Origin of the sequence: Achromobacter sp. GbtcB20 (genome assembly GCF_019091095.1) — a bacterium.
GTDB classification, from domain to species: domain Bacteria; phylum Pseudomonadota; class Gammaproteobacteria; order Burkholderiales; family Burkholderiaceae_B; genus Achromobacter; species Achromobacter mucicolens.
Genome location: NZ_JAGXJZ010000002.1, coordinates 438,804 through 460,564 on the forward strand (window position 1 = coordinate 438,804; position 21,761 = coordinate 460,564).

General features: G+C 65.9%; 20 protein-coding genes and 2 tRNA genes. 4 read left to right on the plus strand and 18 right to left on the minus strand.

All coding sequences use genetic code 11. The features are described 5' to 3' along the window. Positions 1–228 precede the first annotated feature (228 nt). From KVT32_RS04785 to KVT32_RS04820, 8 genes are all read right to left on the minus strand, one after another. Positions 229–313, minus strand: a tRNA-Leu gene (locus tag KVT32_RS04785). Positions 314–453: 140 nt separating this feature from the next. Then, on the minus strand, positions 454–1,443 hold the full coding sequence (locus KVT32_RS04790) for a tripartite tricarboxylate transporter substrate binding protein (RefSeq protein WP_175156788.1): 990 nt from the start codon (positions 1,441–1,443) through the stop codon (positions 454–456). A gap of 84 nt (positions 1,444–1,527) precedes the next feature. Continuing rightward, positions 1,528–2,721, minus strand: coding sequence for an alpha-hydroxy acid oxidase (locus tag KVT32_RS04795; protein ID WP_152383616.1), 1,194 nt, complete (start codon positions 2,719–2,721; stop codon positions 1,528–1,530). Next, the gene (locus KVT32_RS04800; protein WP_152383615.1) at positions 2,718–4,103 is read right to left on the minus strand and encodes a VOC family protein; all 1,386 of its coding nucleotides are present in this window, start codon (positions 4,101–4,103) and stop codon (positions 2,718–2,720) included. Before KVT32_RS04800 ends, KVT32_RS04795 begins: the two co-directional genes overlap by 4 nt. An 82-nt stretch (positions 4,104–4,185) precedes the next feature. Beyond that, positions 4,186–5,127: a LysR substrate-binding domain-containing protein gene (locus KVT32_RS04805; RefSeq protein ID WP_152383614.1), complete on the minus strand. Its 942-nt coding sequence runs from the start codon at positions 5,125–5,127 to the stop codon at positions 4,186–4,188. Between the two features lie 77 nt (positions 5,128–5,204). Beyond that, entirely contained in the window at positions 5,205–5,687 is a 483-nt protein-coding gene (gene secG / locus KVT32_RS04810; protein ID WP_108006533.1) for a preprotein translocase subunit SecG, read from the minus strand. A gap of 21 nt (positions 5,688–5,708) precedes the next feature. Further along, the gene (tpiA, locus tag KVT32_RS04815) at positions 5,709–6,455 is read right to left on the minus strand and encodes a triose-phosphate isomerase (protein ID WP_175156789.1); all 747 of its coding nucleotides are present in this window, start codon (positions 6,453–6,455) and stop codon (positions 5,709–5,711) included. A gap of 152 nt (positions 6,456–6,607) precedes the next feature. Continuing rightward, positions 6,608–7,585, minus strand: coding sequence for an NAD(P)H-quinone oxidoreductase (locus KVT32_RS04820; protein ID WP_152383613.1), 978 nt, complete (start codon positions 7,583–7,585; stop codon positions 6,608–6,610). A gap of 126 nt (positions 7,586–7,711) precedes the next feature. On the opposite strand from KVT32_RS04820, the gene KVT32_RS04825 reads away from it, so the two are divergent. Both KVT32_RS04825 and KVT32_RS04830 read left to right on the plus strand, forming a co-directional pair. After that, a tRNA-Ser gene (locus tag KVT32_RS04825) sits at positions 7,712–7,799 on the plus strand. 63 nt (positions 7,800–7,862) lie between these two features. Then, positions 7,863–8,300 (plus strand): universal stress protein, encoded by a 438-nt coding sequence (locus tag KVT32_RS04830; protein ID WP_062840446.1) that lies wholly within the window; start codon positions 7,863–7,865, stop codon positions 8,298–8,300. A 1-nt stretch (position 8,301) separates the two neighbouring features. Here the strand turns inward: KVT32_RS04830 and KVT32_RS04835 are convergent, their stop codons facing one another. The 4 genes from KVT32_RS04835 to KVT32_RS04850 form a co-directional block, all read right to left on the minus strand. Continuing rightward, positions 8,302–9,219: a hydroxymethylglutaryl-CoA lyase gene (locus KVT32_RS04835; RefSeq protein ID WP_175156791.1), complete on the minus strand. Its 918-nt coding sequence runs from the start codon at positions 9,217–9,219 to the stop codon at positions 8,302–8,304. Between the two features lie 16 nt (positions 9,220–9,235). Then, on the minus strand, positions 9,236–10,195 hold the full coding sequence (locus tag KVT32_RS04840) for a tripartite tricarboxylate transporter substrate binding protein (RefSeq protein ID WP_056321498.1): 960 nt from the start codon (positions 10,193–10,195) through the stop codon (positions 9,236–9,238). Between the two features lie 75 nt (positions 10,196–10,270). Beyond that, complete coding sequence (locus KVT32_RS04845; RefSeq protein WP_152383611.1) at positions 10,271–11,479, minus strand: CaiB/BaiF CoA-transferase family protein; 1,209 nt, start codon at positions 11,477–11,479, stop codon at positions 10,271–10,273. Between the two features lie 173 nt (positions 11,480–11,652). Beyond that, positions 11,653–12,567, minus strand: coding sequence for a LysR family transcriptional regulator (locus tag KVT32_RS04850; RefSeq protein WP_056321494.1), 915 nt, complete (start codon positions 12,565–12,567; stop codon positions 11,653–11,655). 562 nt (positions 12,568–13,129) lie between these two features. Here KVT32_RS04850 and KVT32_RS04855 point away from each other — a divergent pair. After that, positions 13,130–13,795 (plus strand): SOS response-associated peptidase, encoded by a 666-nt coding sequence (locus tag KVT32_RS04855; protein WP_175156792.1) that lies wholly within the window; start codon positions 13,130–13,132, stop codon positions 13,793–13,795. 191 nt (positions 13,796–13,986) lie between these two features. Then, a complete protein-coding gene (locus KVT32_RS04860) occupies positions 13,987–14,529 on the plus strand; it encodes a PIN domain-containing protein (RefSeq protein ID WP_056321457.1) in 543 nt (180 codons plus the stop codon). 61 nt (positions 14,530–14,590) lie between these two features. Here the strand turns inward: KVT32_RS04860 and KVT32_RS04865 are convergent, their stop codons facing one another. The 6 genes from KVT32_RS04865 to rpsO form a co-directional block, all read right to left on the minus strand. Next, positions 14,591–16,096, minus strand: coding sequence for a tripartite tricarboxylate transporter permease (locus KVT32_RS04865; RefSeq protein ID WP_056321454.1), 1,506 nt, complete (start codon positions 16,094–16,096; stop codon positions 14,591–14,593). Positions 16,097–16,106: 10 nt separating this feature from the next. Continuing rightward, positions 16,107–16,529: a tripartite tricarboxylate transporter TctB family protein gene (locus tag KVT32_RS04870; protein ID WP_056321452.1), complete on the minus strand. Its 423-nt coding sequence runs from the start codon at positions 16,527–16,529 to the stop codon at positions 16,107–16,109. Positions 16,530–17,085: 556 nt separating this feature from the next. Then, positions 17,086–18,303, minus strand: a complete 1,218-nt coding sequence (locus tag KVT32_RS04875; RefSeq protein ID WP_175156794.1) for a threonine ammonia-lyase — start codon at positions 18,301–18,303, stop codon at positions 17,086–17,088. Positions 18,304–18,316: 13 nt separating this feature from the next. Continuing rightward, positions 18,317–19,042, minus strand: a complete 726-nt coding sequence (locus tag KVT32_RS04880; RefSeq protein ID WP_175156795.1) for a hypothetical protein — start codon at positions 19,040–19,042, stop codon at positions 18,317–18,319. Between the two features lie 192 nt (positions 19,043–19,234). Beyond that, complete coding sequence (gene pnp, locus KVT32_RS04885; protein WP_175156796.1) at positions 19,235–21,397, minus strand: polyribonucleotide nucleotidyltransferase; 2,163 nt, start codon at positions 21,395–21,397, stop codon at positions 19,235–19,237. Between the two features lie 90 nt (positions 21,398–21,487). Further along, complete coding sequence (rpsO, locus tag KVT32_RS04890; protein WP_006223612.1) at positions 21,488–21,757, minus strand: 30S ribosomal protein S15; 270 nt, start codon at positions 21,755–21,757, stop codon at positions 21,488–21,490. Positions 21,758–21,761: the final 4 nt, after the last annotated feature.

The following is a 21,761-nucleotide window of genomic DNA, read 5'->3' on the forward strand; positions in this document are numbered from 1 at the left end:
GGGAGTCACGAGGGAATCGCGCCATCAGGACGAGCAGGCGGATAGCGGATCGAAGGGGATGTCGCCGGGGAGATCGGCGAAGATGACGACGGGATGCAACCGAGCCAGGCGGAGCCCGGCCGATGGGGTGCCGAGCCCGACGGAGCTTGATGCCGAGCCCGGCGCCATCTGAACAACAAAAAACCCGCATCCTCAAAGAGAGATGCGGGTTCATTGCGAGGAATTTCTTGGTGCCGACGGCGAGACTCGAACTCGCACAGCTTTCGCCACTACCCCCTCAAGATAGCGTGTCTACCAATTTCACCACGTCGGCTTGACCACTCCAACAAGGCGAACCTTGCTGGAAAGTCGAGCATTCTATCACGTAATTTTGAAAGCGGGAAAGCCGTCCCGCTTTATCCGTGAAGCGGCTGACGCGAGGGTCATCGCTGCCCTCGCCCCCTGCCCCGCCGATCAGTTGATCTGCAGATTCGTCGCCTTGACCACGTCGCCCCACTTGCGGGTTTCGCTTTCCATGAACGCCTTGAACGCCTGCGGGGTGTTGGGCGGCGGGGGAAGCAAAAAGCCGTTGGTCTGGTAGCTGGCGGCCAGCGCCGAATCGGAGGTCAGGGCCTTGTTGATGGCAGCGTTGACCTTCTGCACGATCTCCGGCGGGGTGCCGGCGGGCGCGAAGAGGCCAAACCAGGCCGCCACGTCAAAGCCCGGCACACCGGACTCGGCGATGGTCGGGATCTCGGGCGCGAACGGCACGCGGCTGGCGGTGGTGACGGCCAGGCCCGTCAGTTTGCCGGCGCGCACGTGTGGCAGGAGCGGCGGCAGGTTGTCGAAGATGGAGTCCACCTGGCCGCCCAGCAGGTCGGCCACGGCCGGACCGCTGCCGCGGTACGGAACGTGCAGGATGTCGATGCCGGTCTTCATCTTGAAGAGCTCGCAGCCCAAGTGGGCGGACGAACCGTTGCCGGGCGAGGCGCAGGTCAGCTTGCCGGGATTCTTCTTGGCGTACTCGATGTATTCCTGCACGGTCTTGACCGGCACGTTCGCGTTGACCGCGAGGATGTTGGGCACCACGTTCAGCAGCGCGACCGCGTCCAGGTCCTTGAGCGCGTCATAGGACATCTTGGAATACAGCGACTGGTTGATCGCCGTGGAGATAGATCCCACGAAGAACGTATAGCCGTCCGGCTGCGCGCGGACGACGGTCTCGGCGCCGATGTTGCTGTTGGCGCCCGGCTTGTTCTCGACCACGAAGGTCTGGCCGAATTCCTTGCCCAGCACGTCCGCGATCATGCGGGCGCTGATGTCGGTCGTGCCTCCCGGCGCGTAGCCCACGACCAGCCGCACGGGCTTGGTGGGATAGCCGTTTGCCTGGGCCAGGGCGGGGCCGCCCACGACGCACGCGAGCGCCGCGGCAACGCCAGCCAGCTTGGAATAGATTTTTTTCATGTTTCCTCCTGTTGAAAGCGGTGGGGCGCGACGTTACGCCGCGCCATTTCTTGTTGTTGTCCGGGCCGGGCGGCCCGGTGGGAATCAGACGGCCGGCCGGGAACTCCAGGGTCCGGCCGGTTGCACCGGCGCGATCAGGTCCGGCGTGACGTCGGCAAGCGTGCCGCAGCCCAGCAGCGCCATGTTCGTGGAAATCTCGCTGTGAAAGATCCGCGCCACCTTGCGGATGCCGGCGGCGCCCGCCACCGCCGCTCCAAAGAGCTGCGGGCGGCCGGTGAACACCATGCGCGCGCCCAGGGCCACGGCCTTGAGCACGTCGGCGCCGCGCCGGAAGCCCCCGTCGACCATCACGGGATAGCCTTCGGGCACCGCGGCCACGACATCGTGCAATGCCTGCAGCGGCGAAATGCAGCCGTCGAGCTGGCGGCCGCCGTGGTTCGACACGATCACGCCGTCCGCGCCCGCCGCATGCGCCATCCGCGCATCGTCGGGGTGCATGACGCCCTTGAGCACCAGCTTGCCCGGCCAGTTCTCGCGGATCCAGCGGATGTGTTCCCACGACAGCTTGTCGCGCTCGCCGCGAAAACCGTTGGGCGGGTCCTGCGTGATGGGTGGGCCGATCTCTTCGTACAGATTCGAAAACCGGGGCACCCCGCTGCCCAGCAGCGTGCGCATGAAGACGTTCAGCGTCCAGCGCGGATGCAGCATGCCGTCCAGCACGACGCGGCCGCTCATCTTGAACGGGACGGTGAAGGCCAGCCGTTGCAGGTTCTCGCGGTTGGCGCCCACGCAGGTGTCGATGGTGACCACCAGCACGGGGATGCTGGCCGCACGCAGCCGCGCCAGCAGCTTGCCGATGCGATCGATGTTGCCCGGCAGATAGGCCTGGTACCAGCAGCGGTTGCCGGTCGCCGCCTGCAGGCGTTCGAGCGGCACGCTGGAGGCGCCGCTGATGATGAACGGAATCCGTGCCTCCTGGGCCTCGCGCGCCAGCGCCAGATCGCATTCGTGCATGACGATGGCCGAGAAGCCGGTCGGCGCGAAGCCCACCGGCATGGCGTAATCCTGGCCAAACAGGCTGACCTGGCTGCTGCGCTGGTCCACCACGCGCAGCCCGCGCGGCCGAAAGCCGATGTCGCGCGGGGCACGCACGCTCTCGGCCAGCGACGCGCCGTCTTCCGTGCCGCCGCAGATGTAGCCTTCGACGCAGCGCGGCATGATGCGCCGCGCCTCGCGTTCGAAGTCACCCACCGACAGGCAGCGATCCAGCCGGCTCATGCGTCCACGGGCGCGGCGAGCGCCTGCAGGCAGGCCTCGAGCGAGCGCGCCTGCGTGTCGTCGTAAAGCGCCAGCTCATCCAGCACGCGGGCGCCCAGCGCGGCTTCAAATGCCGTCTGGCTCGCATTCTGCGCGTACTCGGCCTGCGCCTTGTCGCCCAGGTTCGACTGGAAGATGCCGGCCGCGCTGACCGGCAGGAAGTCTTCGTACACCAGCGGTTCGTATTGGATGAACCCCGCGTCGATCAAGGCGGACAGTTCGGACGTCTCCGGCGTGCCGGCCTTGCCCGTCAGGAAGTATCGGAAGTACGCCAGCCCCTGGTCATGCAACGCCGCGTAGTTGTCGGGAAATGCCGCAAAGCAATCCTGCAGGTTCTGCATGTAGGCGGCCGCGTTGCCTTCGTTGGGTGCGCCGCTGATGCGGCTGCGGGCCAGATCCAGCAGCTGGTCGTACAGCGCACGGCCCTTGCGGGTCAACGCCACGCCACGCTGCTCGATCTCGCCAAAGCGGGCCGTGTGGCTGCCCACCGCACTGGCGCCGTCGGCGCCCGCAAAACGCACGGGCTCTTCCAGCGCCTTGAAGCTGGTCTGACGCAGCAGGATCGGGCACTTGCGCGGCGGCGGGCCTTCGATGACGGCCTTGGCCGACACGCCGCGCCGCGGCATCTCGGCCTGCGCTTCGTCGATGTCCAGCGTGCGCGGAGTCAGGTGATTGATGTGCGGGCCCTTGAACGCCACCACGTCGGCGATCAGGCGATGCTGGCCGTGCAGCTCGCGGTAGTCGTCCAGGCTGACCGTGGACTCGCTGTGCCAGCGGAACGTATGCAGCGCCTCGGCGACAAACTCGCGGGCGTCGGCCTCGGTGAGGCCGCCTTCCGCCTCGAAGCGGGCGGTCAGCGCCAGCGCGCGGTCCGTGAAGATCTGGCGCGCCGCCAGGATGCGGGCGGCCTTCTCGCGCAGCGCCACGTCATCGATCAGTTCCAGGCGCAGCAGCGACGTGAAAACGCGGAACGGGCTGGCCTGCAGCGCTGCCTCGTGCGTGGCGCGAAAGGCCGTCGAATGCACGGGCACGCCCGCAGGCGACAGATCGTAGTAGCCGACCGGCTGCATGCCCATCACGGCAAACACGCGGCGCATGTTCGCCAGTTCCTCGGGCGTACCGACGCGGATCGCGCCGTGGCGTTCGATGTCCAGGCGTTCGATCTCGCCGGTGCGCGCCAGTTGCGCGGCCAGTTCCGGCTGCTCGGACATCGTCCGCGCATTGACCTGCGCTACAAGATCCAGCAGGGTGTCGTACAGCGGGACTTCCTGCTTGTACATGTCGGACATGGCGCGCGAAAACCAGGCGCGGATCTGATCGGGATTGACGAAATTCTGACTCATGGCGGGCTCGGCACATCGGTAAACAAGGATGGCCCGCATGAGATCACGCCCGCCGGGGCTCGATCAAATGAAAAAAATCGGCTTAATCAGTCCGTTTTTTCATGGACTGCCCGCGCGTGCCGCCCCGCGCCTCCTGCTGGCGCGCCTCGTCGCGCACCCACGCGACGAACTGCTTGATTTTGGGCACCTCGGCGGAGTGTTCGGAATACGCCACAAAGTACGCGCCGTCACTGGGCTGCACATAGCCCCATGGGATGACCAGCTTGCCGGCTTGCAGCTCTTCCTCGGCCAGCAGACGCGGCGTCAGCGCGATGCCGCAGCCGCCCTCGGCCGCCCGCACGCACATGTAGAACGTGTCGAACCGCGGACCGTGATAGCTGCTGTCCGACTGATACTGCTGATGCGAGAAGTAGTCGTGCCACGCCTCGGGACGCGACGCGCACTGGATCAACGTCTGTTGGCTCAGTTCGTCCAGGTTGGCAATCCGGCCGCCGCGCAGGAAACCGGGCGCGCACACCGGCACGACGTCGGCCTCGAAGAGTTCCAGGCACTGCGCGCCGGGCAACGTGCCGTGGCCAAAGAAGAACGAGATGTCGATCTTGGCCTGCATCAGGTCGAACGGGCGGGTTTCGCTGCGCACCTTGACCTGGATGTCCGGATGCGCGGCCATGAAGCGCTGCAGCCGCGGGATGAGCCAGCGCGAGCCGAAGGTGGGCTGGGTGCCGATCGTCAGCACCTGCGTTTCACTGCCGTAGGTCAGGATGTACCGCGAGGACATGTCCACCTGGTTCAGGATGGTCCTGACCTCGGATTGGTACAGCGCGCCGGCCGGCGTCAGTTGCAGCCGGCGGCGCACGCGCAGGAAGAGCGGATTGCGCAGCAACGCCTCAAGCTGCGCAATCTGTTTGCTGATCGCGCTTTGCGTCATGTGCAGCTCTTCGGCGGCACGCGTGACGCTCATGTGCCGCGCCACCGCCTCGAAACACTGGAGCGCCATCATCGACGGCATCAATCGCTTTTCCATGGTTTCCCCACGCGGATCGCTTCAATATCGCAAGCATAAAAAAAGCCGGCTTGCGCCGGCCTTTCTGCTGCAGTCCCTTACTTTGCCGGAGCGGCGGGGGCTTGCGCCGGCTTTTCAGCGGCAGGCGCAGCCGGCGTGGCCGGGGCCGCGGGCACGGAGGCGTCGGGCGTGGCGGGAGCCGGGGTGGCAGGCACCGACGACGCGCCCGGCACGGACGATGCGCCCGGCGTGGCGGGCACCGAGGAGCCCGGGGCCTGCGGGACCGAACGGTCGGCCGGGAAGCTTTGCATCACGCCGGAATCCACGGCGGGACCGCTGGTGCCCTTGTGGCTGAAGTAAGCCAGGCCAGCGGTGGAGGCAAAGAACACGACCGCGGACCACTTGGTGGCGCGCGACAGGAAGTTCGCCGCGCCAGTGGCGCCGAACAGGCTGCCCGACGAGCCGCTACCGAAAGCGGAGCCCATGTCGGCGCCTTTGCCCTGCTGAAGCAGGACCAGGACGATGATAGCCAGCGCCGAGATCACTTGGACGGCCAGCAGAATTTTGAGCATCAGGGGCATTACAGACTCCGGAACGGAAACTTAGATGGCGGCAATTCGCAAAAACTCTTCGGCCACGAGCGACGCGCCGCCGACCAGGGCTCCGTCGATATCAGTCATGGCGAACAAACTGGAGGCGTTGGCGGCCTTGACGCTGCCGCCGTACAACACCTGAACCTGCGCAGCGCCGAGCGCGCGCAGGGCGGCGCGGATGGCGCCATGGACTTCCTGGGCCTGCTCCGGCGAGGCCGTGCGGCCGGTGCCGATGGCCCAGACGGGTTCGTAGGCGAGAACCATGCGCGAGACGGCGTCGGCGCCCAGCGCCAGCACGGGCTTGAGCTGCCGTTCGATCACGGCCAGCGTGTTGCCGGCTTCGCGGTCAGCCAGGGATTCGCCCACGCAGACCACGGGCGTCAGGCCGGCGGCCAGCGCCGCCTTCGCCTTGGCGGCCACGATCTCGTCGGTTTCGCCGTGCAGGACGCGGCGCTCAGAATGGCCGGCCAGCGCCCAGCGGCAGCCGAACTCTTTCAGCATCGAACCGGAGACTTCACCCGTGTACGCACCCTTGTCGTGCGCGCTGACGTCTTGCGCGCCCCAGGACACGCTGCTGCCGGTGAGGGCCGACGCGGCCTGCGCCAGGTAGGGAAACGGAACGCAGATGCCGATTTCGCAGTGGCCCGCCGCATCCGCGGCACGAAGCTCGGTCAACAACGCGGCGTTCTCGGCGAGATTGCCGTGCATCTTCCAGTTGCCCAGCACGAGGCGGGCGCGATTTTCGACTGAAGTCATGGCGAATTTGTCTGACGATTGGGTCTGAGGTGGGAGGACCTGTTACAGGGGCTTTGTGCAGCAACCGCCCACGGGCCTGCCTGGAAAAAATTCCAGGCGAAACCCGAGATTGTATCCTGTTGCGCGGCGATACGCCGAACGCCGCGCGTTTCTTACATGGTCAGGATGATTTTGCCGATGTTTTCCCCGCCTTCCATCATGGCGTGCGCCTTGGAGGCCTCGGCCAGCGGGAAGGTGGCATGGACGATGGGCTTGATGGCCCCTTTTTCCAACAACGGCCAGGCGTGCTCGCGCAGGGCACGCGCGATGGCGCCCTTGAAGGCCACCGGACGGGGACGCAAGGTCGAGCCGGTAATGGTCAGGCGGCGGCGCATGACCTGGGCGGCATCCACATTGGCGTGCGAGCCGCCAAGCTGCGCAATGATGACGATGCGGCCGTCATCGGCCAGGCACTGCATGTCGCGGGCGATATAGTCGCCGGCCACCATGTCCAGGATCACGTCCACGCCGCGTCCGCCGGTGGCGTCCAGCACTTCCTTCACGAAATCCTGCGTCTTGTAGTTGATGCCCTTGTCGGCGCCCAACGCCTCGACGGCGCGTGCGCGATCATCGCTGCCGACGGTCGCATACACCTTATGCCCCATTGCACGCGCCAGCTGGATGGCCGTGGTGCCGATGCCGCTCGCGCCGCCGTGAACCAGCAGCGCCTCGCCCTCGGACAGGCGGCCGCGGTCGAACACGTTGCTCCACACCGTGAAATACGTCTCGGGCAGGCCCGCGGCCTCGATGTCGGACAAGCCCTTGGGAATCGGCAGGCACTGCGCCACGGGCGCAACGCAGTATTCGGCATAGCCGCCGCCGGCCACCAGGGCGCAGACCTTGTCGCCCACGGCAAAACCGCTGCCAGCCACGTCGCCGCCGACGATCTCGCCGGCGACTTCCAGGCCCGGCAGATCGGACGCGCCACGCGGCGGGGCATAGTTGCCCTTGCGCTGGAACACGTCGGGGCGGTTGATGCCCGCAGCGGTCACTTTGATGAGAACTTCGCCGGCGCCGGCCTCGGGCGTGGGACGTTCCACGGGGACGAGAACCTCGGGGCCGCCGGGGCGGGTGATTTCAACAGCGTGCATCGCGTGCCTCCTTTGCAGCAAATGGATTATTATTGCGCCCTTTGCGGCATATCGTGGCTTCGATCGGGCAGAATGTTTGCCTGGCGGCCGCGATACCTGGGTGGCCACCCAGGCAAGCCCCCCCCCGGAAGCGTGGCAGAGTGGTCGATTGCACCGGTCTTGAAAACCGGCAACGGGCAACCGTTCGTGAGTTCGAATCTCACCGCTTCCGCCAGAATCAACGGCAACCGTCCCCTTCGGGCGTACCATGGACGGGAGATTCCCCCTGGAGGTTGCCATGTACAAGCACATACTCATCCCCATCGACGGATCCAGCCTGGCCAATTCCGGTCTGGAGCAGGCGCTTGCGCTTGCTCGTGAGTTGGGCGCCAGCGTCACGGTCCTGACCGTGTACAGCCCTTTCCAGATGCCTTCCATGGAAACCGTGCAGCTCGAGGGCATGCGCGGCGTCTACGAAAACCAGGCGCGCGAACTGGCCAGCTCCTATTTGTCCGAAGCAGCCGGCAAGGCCAGCACCGCGGGGGTGGCCTGCGTCACGGAAATGCGCGAAAGCGAATCGCCCTACCAGGTGATCGTGGACGTGGCCATGACGCGCAATTGCGACCTGATCGCCATGTCCTCGCACGGCCGCGGCGGCATGGCCGCGCTGCTGCTGGGCAGCCAGACCCAGAAGGTGCTGGCGCACAGCACGCTTCCAGTTCTGGTGTATCGCTGAGCTACGCGGCCGCGTAGGTCTTGGGAATGCCGGCGGCGGCCACGCCGCTGCGCAGTCTTTCCTGCGGCAGTGAATCGGCCAGGAGCGGGCGCGCCGCCAGCAGGCGGGACAGGTCGACACCGGTCCGAAAGCCCATGCTTTCCAGCATGAACACCAGATCTTCCGTGACGATGTTGCCCGAAGCCCCCGGCGCGAACGGGCATCCGCCCAGCCCGCCCAGGCAGGAATCGAAGGCGCGGATGCCCTCGTCCAACCCCGCCAGCGCGTTGGCCAGGCCCAACCCCATCGTGTCGTGCAGATGCAGCTTGGTCAGCCGTGCCCCCACCGCGTCCTGCGCGGCCCGCACCGCCTCGCGCACCCGTCCGGGGTGGGCATAGCCCACGGTATCGGCCAGGGCGATTTCGTCGGCGCCGGCGCTCGCCACCGCTTGCGCGACGTCGGCCACGCGCCGCACGGGCACCTCTCCTTCCATCGAACAACCGAACGCCGTGGCAACGGCCGCATCGATGCGCATGGGCCGCGCCTGTGCGCGAACCCAGTCGACGATGGCGGCCAGCATGTCGACCTGCGCGTCGGTGCCTTTGCCGACGTTGGCGCGGCTATGCGTGTCGCTGACCGACACCGGAAACGCCAGCACATGCGCGCCCGCCTCATATGCCGCGATCGCGCCCTTCAGGTTGCAGGCCAGCGCGCACACGGTCAGCCCGTCGATCTTCAGGACCTCGGGCAGGATGTCGCCGGTGTCCGCCATCTGCGGCACGAGGCGCGGCGACACGAAGCTGCCCACCTCGATCTCTCGCAGGCCGGCGTCGGCCAACTGCCGGATCCAGCGCAGCTTGTCGGCGCCCGCCATCATGCCGTTGGCCATCTGCAGTCCGTCGCGCGGCCCGACCTCGCAAAGCCTGACTTCCTGGTTCATATGGGTTCCCGTGATCCTATTGCTGAATGACGATGCCGGCGCTCTTGATGGTTTGCCGCGCCTTGCCGATGTCCGACTGGATCAGCGCCGCAAACTGCGCGCTGGACACCGGATCGGTCTCCAGTCCCTGTGCCGCCAGCGCGTCCTTCACGTCCTGCCGGGCAAGCAGCTTGTTGAAGTCGGTGTTCAAGCGAGCCACGATGGCGTCCGGCGTCTTGGCTGGGGCAAGCACGCCGTAGTAGGTCACCACGCTGAAGTCCTTGTATCCCAGCTCGGCCACGGTCGGCACGTCGGGCAAGGCGGGATTGCGCTTGGGTGAAGTCACCGCCAGCGCGCGCACCTTGCCGGACTTGATCAGCGTGGCCGCCGAGGAAATCGACGAACCCGCGAACTGCAAATGGCCGCCCATCAGGTCGGCCAACGCCGGGGCGGACCCTTTGTAGGGCACGTGCTGCATCTTGAAGCCGGCTTCGTGCTGCAGCATCTCCATGGCGATGTGCACGCCGCCGCCCGTGCCCGACGTGCCATACGAGATCTTGTTGGGTTCCTTCCTGGCCGCCTCGATCACCTCGGGCAACGTCTTGTAGGGCGATCCCTCGGCCACCAGCAGCACCATCGGCGTGGTGGCCACCAGCGCCACGGGCGTCAGGTCCTTGACGGGGTCGTAGGCCACTTTCATCAGCAGCGGAATCAGCGTGACGTTGTCGGACTGACCGATCACCAGGTCATAGCCCTGCGCGGGCGACCGCGCGGCTTCCGCCAGGCCCAGCGCGGTGCCAGCACCAGGTTTGTTCTCGGGCACCACCGCCCAGCCGTTCAGCTCGTGCAGCTTGGTGCTCATCAGGCGGCCGATGTAGTCGGTGCCGCCGCCTGGCGTGGACGGGATGATGATGCGGATGGGCTTGCTGGGATAGTCCTGCGCGTTTGCAGCACATGCCACGGCCAATGCGGCCAGCGCAACGAGTTTGCGGATCATGGTTGTCTCCTCTTTGATGGATGTCTTGGCGGTCTGGCGCCGCCTCGACAGGGATCGGGCGCTACTGCCCGTCGTTCATGCAATCACTCCCGAAGCGCGCAACGCGTCGATGCGCGCGGCATCCAGCCCCAGGCCCTGCAGAATCGCGTGAGTCTGCGCGCCCTGCGTGGGTGGATCGAACCGCTTGCCCGCCTTGCGGCCGTCGAACTCGATGGGCAGCGCGGCGGCCGAGATTTCGCCGCCGTCCGGCAGCCGCGTTTTCAAGAGCGCCCCGCCAGCGTTCAAGTGCGCATCGTCGAGCAGGTCGTGCGGCTGGCGGATCGGGCCATACGACAGGTTGGCCTCTTCCAGCGCGGCGCACAGGTCGTCGGTCTTCCAGGCCTTCAGGATCTCGCCCACGCCCGGCACCAGCCACGACCGCGCGGCTTCGCGATCGACGGCGGTCGCCAGGCGCGGGTCCGCGGCCCACTCGGGCGGCAGGAATTTCTGCGCGAAGTTGCGCCATTGCGCATCGCCCACCACCGCGACGAACACGCGGCCATCCGCCGTCTCGAAGACGTCGTACACGCCCCATGGCGGCTTGCGCTCCGCGCCCATGGGTTTGGGCGCCGTGCCCGTCAGCTGGAACTGCGCGATGAACTGCGCAACGAGCAGAAGATTGTTTTCAAAGAGCCCGGACCGGACATGGCGTCCGCGGCCCGTCGCGTGGCGGTCGTGCAGCGCGGCCAGTGCGCCCACCACCCCGAACGTGCCGCCCAGGATGTCGTTGACCGACGCCGCCACCCGTTGCGGCGTGTCCGCGCCGCCGTTGATGTAGGCCAGCCCGCCCATCATCTGCACCACCTCGTCCAGCGCCGTGCGGTGCTTGTAGGGACCGGACAGAAAGCCCTTGAGCGACACATAGATCAGCCCCGGGTTCTCGGCCGACAGCGATTCATAATCCAGGCCGTACTGCGCCAGGCTGCCGTCGCGGAAGTTCTCCACGATCATGTCGGTCTGAAGCGCCAGCTTGCGCACGACCTCCTGCCCCTCCGGCGACTTCAAGTCGATCGCCAGGCTCTGCTTGTTGCGGTTGAAGACAGGAAAGTAGCCGCTGCCGGATCCCTTCAAGCGGCGCGTGCGGTCGCCATCGATGGGTTCCACCTTGATGACGTCGGCGCCCAGGTCCGCCAGCGACAGGCCGGCGGCCGGCCCCATGATCATGTGGGACAGTTCCAGGACCTTGATGCCGCGCAGGGGCAGTTCGGTGCTGTCCATGAAGGGTGAAGCCGGTGCTGCTGTCATCTCGGGTTCCTCTTGCCAGCCTGTTCGATGGAAGCGCGGCCGCGGCCAGGGAAACGCGCCCGCCGCCGCCCGCATGCCTGCATGATCGCGGGCGGGCGAGAAGGACGGGTAGCGGTCTTTCAGCACGGGGGCATTCTCGATTGGGAACGTCCGGGTTACCCCTGAGACGCCCGTCAGCTGCCCAGCACGCCCAGATGCGCCAGCAGCGCACGGGCGGCCGGCGACAAGGCGTCTGGATCCCGCACCGCGACACACAGCGGCGTGCTGGACCAGGGCCCCTCCAGCGGAATGAATCGGATGTCCAGGTGCGCCAGCCGCGCCTTCAGGTAATGCGGCACCACGGCCACGCCCATGCCGCGCGCCACCAGCAGGCAGATGGTCTCGTGCGAACTGACCCGCGCGCTGATGCGGCGCGACACGCCCGCGTCGCGCGCGGCCTGGTCGAACACGCTGCTGATGCCGTTGTCCCGGTTCAGCTCGATCAATTCGAACGGCAGCAATTGCGCGTACCCCAGCGTCTCGCGATCGGCCAGCAGGTGCCGCCCGGGCACCACCGCCGCCAGTTCGCAATGGCCAAAGGGAAATACCTGCAGACCGTCGTGGCCGAAGTCCGATCCCGCCGCCACGTCCGCCTGCCCTTCCAGCACGGCACGAAAGGCCGTCTGCGTGGTGTCCTCTTCCAACGAAATGTCGATCTGCGGGTTCGCGCGGCGAAAAGACTGGATTTGCGCCGGCAGGTCACCCGACAGTGCCGCGAAACTGACCGCCAGCCGGATATGCCCGCGCACCCCGGTCGCGAATCCCGCCATGTCGCGGTGCATGCGGTCCATGTCTTCCAGCACGCGGCGCACGTGCGCGGCCAGCGCATCGCCCGCCGGCGTCGGCTGCACGCCCTTCACGCCGCGCTCGAGCAGCGGCACGCCAAACGCGTCCTCCATCTCCGACATGCGCTTGCTGACTGCGGACGGCACGATGTTTTCACGGGCGGCGGCGCGCGCCAGGCTGCCCTCTTCCAAGGCCGCCAGGAACAGGCGCAGGGAAACGGGGTCGATGTCGCGGGACGGCGGGGCGGGCGGACTGGGTTTCATGGCGCAAAGTGTCGTCCGGAGTCCGGGCCCGCAGGGATCGGGGTTTACCCGCGCGTGGCCGCGGCAACAATTCGCCGCCGCGCGCGCGGCCATGCGGTCTAGATGGTATAGTCTCGCCCGCTGCCGGCTCCACGCGGACCGCGCATCGCCCGAGTGGTGAAATTGGTAGACACAAGGGACTTGAACAAATTTGAGCCCTTTGGAGGAAACTCCAAAGGTGTAGCCCGTCAAACTCGGTGAAGGCCCTGGACCCCGTCCGCGCTAATGCCGAGCCAAGCCCCGGTGGCCAACCGGGGAAGGTGTAGAGAGCAGACGGCGGGCACCTAAGGCCGGCAAGGCTATGGTGAAGGCGTGCTCCAGACCACGAACAGCAAGCCTGTGCTGGCGGCGAAAGCCGAAGTGGTAAGAAAATCCCTCGGCCTCGCGGCCGTACCGGTTCGATTCCGGTCTCGGGCACCACCCCTCGCATCACCCCCGCACTGGACAAACCGCGCACCGGCGCGGCAAGCTTGGACTTCGAGACGCGCTCCCAGCGCGCCGCCCGTTACACCGGGAGCCGTCCATGTGTTCGCACTATCAGACGCTGAAAGACGCCGAACTGCTGCTGCAGAAGTTCGGCGTGCGCCGCAAACCCGCCGCCATCGGCAAGTACGACATGTGGCCTCGTTACGAAGGGCTGTTCGTGCGCCGCCCGCCCGAACACGACGCGGGCGACGATGCGGTCCCGGAACGCGAGGCGGTCACCGGCCGCTGGGGCTTGATCAGCGCCATGACCCGCACGGGCGGCCTGGACCGCGCCAGCAAGCTGTCGACCTTCAACGCCCGCGCTGAGACGGCCGCCGCGTCCTACACCTTCGGCAACGCCTGGCGCCGCGCGCAACGCTGCATCATCCCCGCCGACGCGATCTTCGAACCCGACTGGACCTCCGGCAAGGCCGTGGCCACCCGCTTCACCCGCGCCGACGGCAAGCCCATGGGCATCGCGGGGCTTTGGGACCGGTATCGCGATGCGGCGGGGCAATGGCACGAGACCTACACCATGCTCACCATCAACGCCGACCTCGATCCCCTGTTCAGCCGCTACCACCAACCCGGCACGGAAAAGCGCATGGTGGTGATCCTGCCTGAGGGCGCATACGGCGACTGGCTGACCGCCGCAACGGAGCGAAGCCGCGAAATGCTGGTGCCGTTTCCGGCGGAACAGCTGACGGCCACGCCGCTGGGTTGAGCGCGCACGTCTTGCCCCGCCCGGCAGCGCGTCCAAAAAAACACTATCCTTCTGCCTCGCCTTCCATTTTTCCGCCCGCCCGGGCGTCCGCGGCGCGCAGCGTGTGCGCGTTTTCCGGACCCGCGGCCGTACCGATCTTGAGCCTGCCCCCTCCTTCTCCCCCGTTCATCGTCCTGGACGCCTGCGTCCTCATGTCTGGCATCCTGCGCCGGCTATTGCTGCGGCTGGCCGAGGCCGGTGTGTTTCAGCCCGTGTGGACCGAGCGCATTGGCGAGGAATGGCGCCGCAACGCCTGCCGGATCTGGGATATTCCGCCCGAGGTGATGGCCGATTTCTGGGCGGACATGAACGCGCGGTTTCCGGCGGCCCTGGAATCCGACACGCAGGTCTATGAGGCGTCGTTGCGCTATAGCGACCCCAAGGATTTCCATGTGATCGCGGCCGGACTGGCGCGGCGCGCGCGCTGCGGGCTGCCGCAGACGCCGACAGTCCAGGTGCTGACGTGGAATCTGAAGGACTTCAACCGTTCCGAGCTGCGCCGCCAGGGCCTGGACGTCTACAACCCGGACCGGATGCTGGTGCAGTGGTGGCATGCGGGGTCCGAAAACATGCAGGATGCGATCGCGCAGATTCCGGCCGACTATGTCGCGCTGGGCCGCGACCCGGAGCCGTTGACGGCAACCCTGCATCGGGAACGCCTGTACGGCCTGAAGAACCTGGTGGCCAGGCAATAAAAAAAAGGGTCTGGCCGGCTTGTGCCGAACCAGACCCGGAGCCAACCGGATCCAAAAAAAGTCAGTCGACCTCGACGAAGGCTTCTTCGCGCTTCTTGCGCAGCGCGGGCAATGCCACCAGCACCAGCAGGATCGCGGCAAGCGCGAGCAGCGTGGCCGACAGCGGGCGCGTGACAAAGGTGGAGAACTCGCCACGCGACAGGAGCAGTGCCCGGCGGAAGTTTTCTTCCATCATGGGCCCCAGCACCAGGCCAAGCAGCAGCGGCGCGCCTTCACACCCCAGCTTGCTCCACACGTAGCCGATGATGCCGAAGATGGCGAACATGAAGATGTCGAAGGCGTTGTAATTCAGTGAATACACCCCGATCGTGCAGAAGACCAGGATCGCGGGAAACAGCATGCGATACGGCACGCGCAGCAGCTTGACCCAAATGCCGATCAGCGGCAGGTTCAGCACCACGAGCATCAGGTTGCCGATCCACATCGAGGCGATCAGCCCCCAGAACAGCTCGGGGTGGCTGGACATGACCTGCGGACCGGGCTGGATGTTGTGGATGGTCATCGCGCCGACCATCAGCGCCATCACCGCGTTGCCCGGGATGCCCAGGGTCAGCAGCGGGATGAACGAGGTCTGCGCGCCGGCGTTATTGGCCGATTCGGGACCGGCCAGACCAGCCGGGTGGCCCTTGCCGAAGCGCTCCGGCTCTTTCGAGAGCTTCTTTTCCAGCGTGTAGGACGCGAACGCCGACAGCACCGAACCGCCGCCCGGCAAGATGCCCAGGGCCGAGCCCAGCGCCGTGCCGCGCACGATGGCAGGCGCGGCCTCGCGGAATTCCTGGCGGTTGGGATACAGCGATCCCACCTTGTCGGTGATCTCGACCCGGTTTTCCTTCAGTTCCAGGTTGCTCATGATTTCCGACAGGCCGAACACGCCCATGGCCACGATGGCGAAGTCGATGCCGTCCTGCAGTTCGGGAATGCTGAAGTCGTAGCGCGCAACGCCCGAGTTCACGTCGGTGCCGACCATGCCCAGCAGCAACCCGAGCAGGATCATGCAGATGGCCTTGGGCAGCGAGCCCGACGCCAGCACGACGGCGCCGATCAGGCCCAGGGCCATCAGCGAGAAGTACTCGGCCGGCCCGAACGCAAAGGCCACTTCGGCGAGCGGCGGCGCAAATGCGGCGATCAGCACGGTGGCGACGCTGCCGGCGAAGAACGAGCCGATGGCTGCCAGCGATAGCGCGGCCCCGGCCCGCCCGTTTCGGGCCATCTGGTGCCCATCCAGCACGGTCACCACCGCCGAGGTCTCGCCCGGCAGGTTCACCAGAATGGCCGTGGTCGAGCCGCCATACTGCGTGCCGTAGTAGATGCCGGCCAGCATGATGAGGCCCGCGGTGGGCGGCAGCACGTAGGTGATGGGCAGCAGCATGGCGATGGTCGGCACGGGTCCGAGTCCCGGCAGCACCCCCACCAGCGTGCCCAGCAGGCAGCCAATGAATGCGTAGGTCAGGTTTTCGGGGGTGAATGCCACCGAAAAGCCCAACATCAGGTTTTGAAGCAGTTCCATGTCCGGTACCTCAGTTGGTCAGCACGCTGGGCCACAGCGGAAAGATGAGACCCAGCCCGCGAATGAACGCGAGGTAGGAGAACGCCACGAGGAACAGGCCGTTGGCGACGGCGACCTTCCAGTTGAATTCGTGGCTGGCAACGCTGCTGATCAGGACGAGCAGGAATACCGAGAGATACAGCCCGAGATAGCGCAGGGAAAAGCCGTACAGGAACACGGACCCGACGACGAGAAAGAGGATGCGAAAGTCATAGCGGCCGATGGTCGTGGTTTCGGCGCGGGGGGACAAGGCGCTCATCAGCACCGTCGCGCCCATCAGCGCCAGCACGATGCCGAGCCAGAACGGAAAGTAGCCGGGGCCCATGCGCGCCGCGGTTCCCATGGAATACGTGGTCGCCTGCAAGGCGAAGCCTCCTCCCACCACGATGAACATCACGCCAGACCAGAAATCCTGTCTGTTTCTTATCAATCTGCTTTCTCCCTAATTCGTCGCAGCCAGCAAAAGACAGCCTCAACTGCGAACGTTTCTCTTTCGACGAAGCCGCTTCAACGGGCGGCAACGACATGAACGCGGGATATTAAATCGTGGAACGACATAATCCATATCGGTATCAACCATGACTTCCCGGGGGATATCCCTAGAACACGGAATGGACGCCGGGCGGTCGAGGGCCGGTATGAATAAGGTGATGGAATCCAGGAAAATCGCTTGAAAAGACCGTTTTTCGCGGAACTTAGCGGGAGGCAAAAAAGTTCCGTAAAAAATTCAACGCCCGCCATCGTGAAATATACAGATGCATTTTTTGGGGCCAGAGGTGCGCAAGAGGTCTAGTCAGTCGCGCCGGGGGCCGCAATCGATCCGGCCCCTCAGTCAGTCAATGCGTGGACCTCGCCCATGAAAAATCGCCCCCGCCAAAAGCTCGGCGGAAGCGACAGTTTTCTGACAGGAAATTGAAAGCAACGGCGGCGTGTCGACGCCGCGCGGCGGATCAGTGGTCGTGGTTGCTGGCGGCGAAACCCGCCGCGTTCAGGATGTCGATCACTTCCTGGATGTGCTCGGGGCCTCGCGTCTGGAGAACGAAATCCACCTCGACATTGCGCACCGGCAGCGACGTGAACGCGCGCTGGTGATGCACTTCCGTGATGTTGGCTTGCGCGTCCGCAATGAGCTTGGTGGCGTGGGCCAGCGCGCCCGGCAGGTCGCGCAGGTCGACGCGGATGCGCGCCAGGCGTCCGGCGCGGACCATGCCGCGCTCGATCAATTCGCCCAGCATCAGCGGATCGATATTGCCGCCGGTAAGCACCAGCCCGATGCGTTTGCCCTTGTAGCGGTCGCTGCCCTCTTCCTGCGCGCGCAGCAAGGCGGCCAGGCCAGCGGCGCCGGCGCCTTCGACGACGGTCTTTTCAATTTCCAGCAGCACGACGATGGCATGCTCGATGTCCGCCTCGCTGACCAGCTCGATCCGGTCGACCAGCCGGCGCACGACGGGCAGCGTCAGATCGCCGGGTGATTTGACGGCGATGCCTTCGGCAATGGTGTACTGCCCCGGCGGCATGGTGGCGCCCTGGACGGCGGCGTACATGGCCGGAAAGCGCTCGGTCTGCACGCCCACGATCTCGATGGCGGGGTTCACGGCCTTGGCGGCCGTGGAAATCCCGGAGATCAGCCCGCCGCCGCCGATGGCGATGACCAGGGTATCGAGCTGGGGCTGGTCTTCCAGCATTTCCAGCGCGACGGTGCCCTGCCCGGCCATGACGGCTTCGTCGTCATAGGGGTGGATCATGATGAGGCCACGCTGCTGGGCCAGTTCGTAGCCGCGCGCCTTGGCGTCATCGAAGGTGTCGCCCGCCAGGACGACTTCGGCACCGAAGCGGCGCGTATTGGCGACCTTCACCGTCGGCGTGAACCGCGGCATCACGATCACCGCCGGCACCCCCATGCGCTGCGCATGGTAGGCCACGCCCTGGGCGTGATTGCCCGCCGAGACCGCGATCACGCCCTTGGCGCGCTCGGCATCCGACAGCGTGAGCATGCGGTTCAGCGCGCCGCGCTCCTTGAAGGACGCGGTGAACTGCAGGTTCTCGAACTTCAGCCAGATCTCGGCGCCGAAGATGTCGGACAGCGTGCGGGACAGGGTGAACGGGGTCTTGAGCACCTGCCCGCGCAGGTTCTCGCGGGCGGCCTGGATGGATGCGATATCGATCACGATGGAAATCCTGTTAACGCACAGGCAGGAAGTTGAAGAGCAACAGGCCCTGGGCGTAGTTGATGCCGATGCGCCGGGAGTTTTCGCCGAGCAGGTTGGCGATCAGGTCCAGCCGGCCGATGATGGCGCCGAACTCGCGCTCGAAGCTGAGATTCGTGGCGTTCGGGGAAATCTCATTGGCCAGCAGCAGCAGTTCGCCCTGGTTGTTGCGGCGCGTGGCCAGCAGCCAGGCCGCGGCCTCGACGTTCCGAGCGGCATTGTAGACCCGCTGGCCATCCAGGGCGTCGGTGGCGTACAGGCGTGTCTTGCCGTTGTGCGCGGCGATGATGGTGTCGGCCAGGCCGTAGATGAAGGCGCCGACCCGGTCGCCCGGATAGTTGGGATCCAGCGCAACCGCCAGGATCTGGATGTCGCGCAAGCCGGCCAGGTCGCCAGCAGGCACGCGCACTTCGATGGAATGCTTGACGCGGTTGACCGCCGTGGCCAGGTCCGGCACGCCGGTCTTGCGCCACTCTCGGGGATTGCGGCGATACAGCTTGTCGAGCAGCGAGTACAGGCTGGTCAGGTTGTCTCGCACCTCCAGCGTGACGGTGCGGTTGAAGTCCGTCTGCGCGAACTGGTCCGCCGTCATGTCCTCGCCCTTGGGGCCGCGCTGACCCGGCCCGGGGGGAGTCATGCAGCCCGTCAACAGCGCAGCCAGCAGCGCCGTGGTGACTGCGGTTATCGGCCACGCCGTCATGCCTTGCTCATCCGTCTGCCCCCTTAGATCAAGCGTGAAGCGCGCCGCATCGGGGCGGCGCGTCTCTCGCGCAAGACTTTACAGGAAGGCGGGCGAACTGGGGAGCCGCGGGCCGTCCCGCATGGCTGCCACGGCGCAGGCAAAAAAAAACGGCGCCTTGCGGCGCCGTCCTTCAATCAGGAGGCTGCAGGCTTATTCAGCTTGCGGTTCCGATTGGGGAGCGGCTTCGGGAGCGGCAGCGGCTTGCTGCTGCTCGATGCCGCCGATCGCCTTGATGGACAGGCGCAGGCGGCCCTTGTCGTCGGCCTCGATGACCTTGACGCGGACTTGCTGGCCGACCTTCAGCACATCGTTGATGTTCGCGATGCGGTAGTTGGCGATTTCGGAGATGTGCAGCAGGCCGTCGCGGCCCGGCAGCACTTGCACGATGGCGCCGAAGTCCAGCAGACGCAGGACCGAGCCTTCGTAGATCTGGCCCACTTCGACGTCGGCGGTCAGCTCGACGATGCGGCGCTGGGCTTCCTTGGCCTGCGCTTCGTCGACGCTGGCGATCACGATCGTGCCGTCGTCGGAGATGTCGATCTGCGTGCCGGTTTCTTCGGTCAGCGCGCGGATGGTGGCGCCGCCCTTGCCGATCACGTCGCGGATCTTCTCGGGGTTGATCTTGATGGTCAGCATGCGCGGCGCGAAGGCCGACAGCTCGCCGCGCGAACCGTCCAGGGCTTCCTTCATCTTGCCGAGGATGTGCAGACGGCCTTCACGGGCCTGGTCCAGCGCAACCTGCATGATTTCCTTGGTGATGCCCTGGATCTTGATGTCCATCTGCAGTGCGGTAACGCCGTTTTCGGTGCCCGCAACCTTGAAGTCCATGTCGCCCAGGTGATCTTCGTCGCCCAGGATGTCCGTCAGCACGGCGAACTTGCCGCCGTCCAGGATCAGGCCCATGGCCACGCCGGCCACGTGATCCTTGATGGGCACACCGGCGTCCATCATGGCGAGCGAGCCGCCGCAGACCGAGGCCATCGACGAGGAGCCGTTGGATTCGGTGATTTCCGACACGAGGCGGATCGTGTACTGGAAGTCTTCGGGGGCCGGCAGCAGCGGCACCAGCGAGCGCTTGGCCAGACGGCCGTGGCCGATTTCGCGGCGCTTGGGCACACCGATGCGGCCGGTTTCGCCGGTGGCGAACGGAGGCATGTTGTAGTGCATCATGAAGCGGTCACGGTACTCGCCCATGAGCGCGTCGATGATCTGTTCGTCTTGCTTGGTGCCCAGCGTGGCCACGACCAGCGCCTGGGTTTCGCCACGGGTGAACAGCGCGCTGCCGTGCGCGCGGGGCAGCACGCCCAGACGCACGCTGATCGGACGCACGGTGCGGGTGTCGCGGCCGTCGATACGCGGTTCGCCGTTCAGGATCTGGCCACGGACGATGGCCGATTCCAGCGAGAACATGATGTTGTCGACCGTGACGGCGTCGGGAGCCGATTCGCCCTTTTCGGCGGCGGCGGCGGCCAGCTTGGCCGACACTTCGGCCGACACTTCACGCAGCTTGGCCGTGCGGGCCTGCTTTTCGCGGATCTGGTAGGCGGCGTTCAGGCCTTCCTGGGCGGCGGCGGTGACCGCGGCGATCAGGGCCTCGTCCTTGGCGGGAGCTTGCCAATCCCAATCGGGCTTGCCGGCGTCCTTCACGAGGTCGTGAATGGCGTTGATGACGGTCTGCATTTGCTGGTGGCCATAGACCACGCCGCCCAACATGACTTCTTCGGACAGCTGGTCAGCTTCCGATTCGACCATCAGCACGGCGTTTTCCGTACCGGCGACAACCAGGTTCAGCTTGGAGGACTTCAGTTCCGATGCGGTCGGGTTGATGGTGTATTGACCATCGATGTAACCCACGCGCGCGGCGCCGATCGGGCCATTGAACGGGATGCCCGAGATGGCCAGCGCGGCCGAGGCGCCGATCATGGCGGCGATGTCGGGATCGATTTCAGGATTGACCGACAGCGTGTGCAGGACCACCTGGACTTCGTTGTAGAAGTCTTCGGGGAACAGCGGACGCAGCGGACGGTCGATCAGGCGCGACGTCAGCGTTTCCTTTTCGGAGGGCTTGCCCTCGCGCTTGAAGAACCCGCCCGGGATGCGGCCGGCGGCGTAGGTCTTTTCGATGTAGTCGACGGTCAGCGGGAAGAACGTCTGACCCGGCTTGGCCTTCTTGGCAGCCACGACGGTGGCCAGGACGACGGTGTCCTCGATCGACACCACAACGGCGCCGGAGGCCTGGCGAGCGATCTCGCCAGTTTCCAGGACGACCGTATGCTGGCCGTACTGGAACGATTTAGTCACTTTGTTGAACATGACGATTATTCCTTACAAATGAAAAACCGTGGCCGCTGCGACATGCGTCGCACCGACCACGGTTGCGTCATGGGGAGCCAGCCCCGTCGATCACTTGCGCAGACCGAGTTTTTCGATCAGTGCGCGGTACGAATCGGGATTGCGGCCCTTGAGATAGTCGAGCAGCTTGCGGCGACGGCTGACCATACGCAGCAGACCGCGGCGCGAGTGATGATCCTTCATGTGTTCTTTGAAGTGACCGGTCAGCTCGTTGATACGGGCGGTGAGCAGAGCCACCTGAACTTCGGGGGAGCCGGTATCGCCCTGAGCGCGTTGGAATTGCGCAACGATATCGGATTTCTTGATGTCAGCTACAGACATTGAT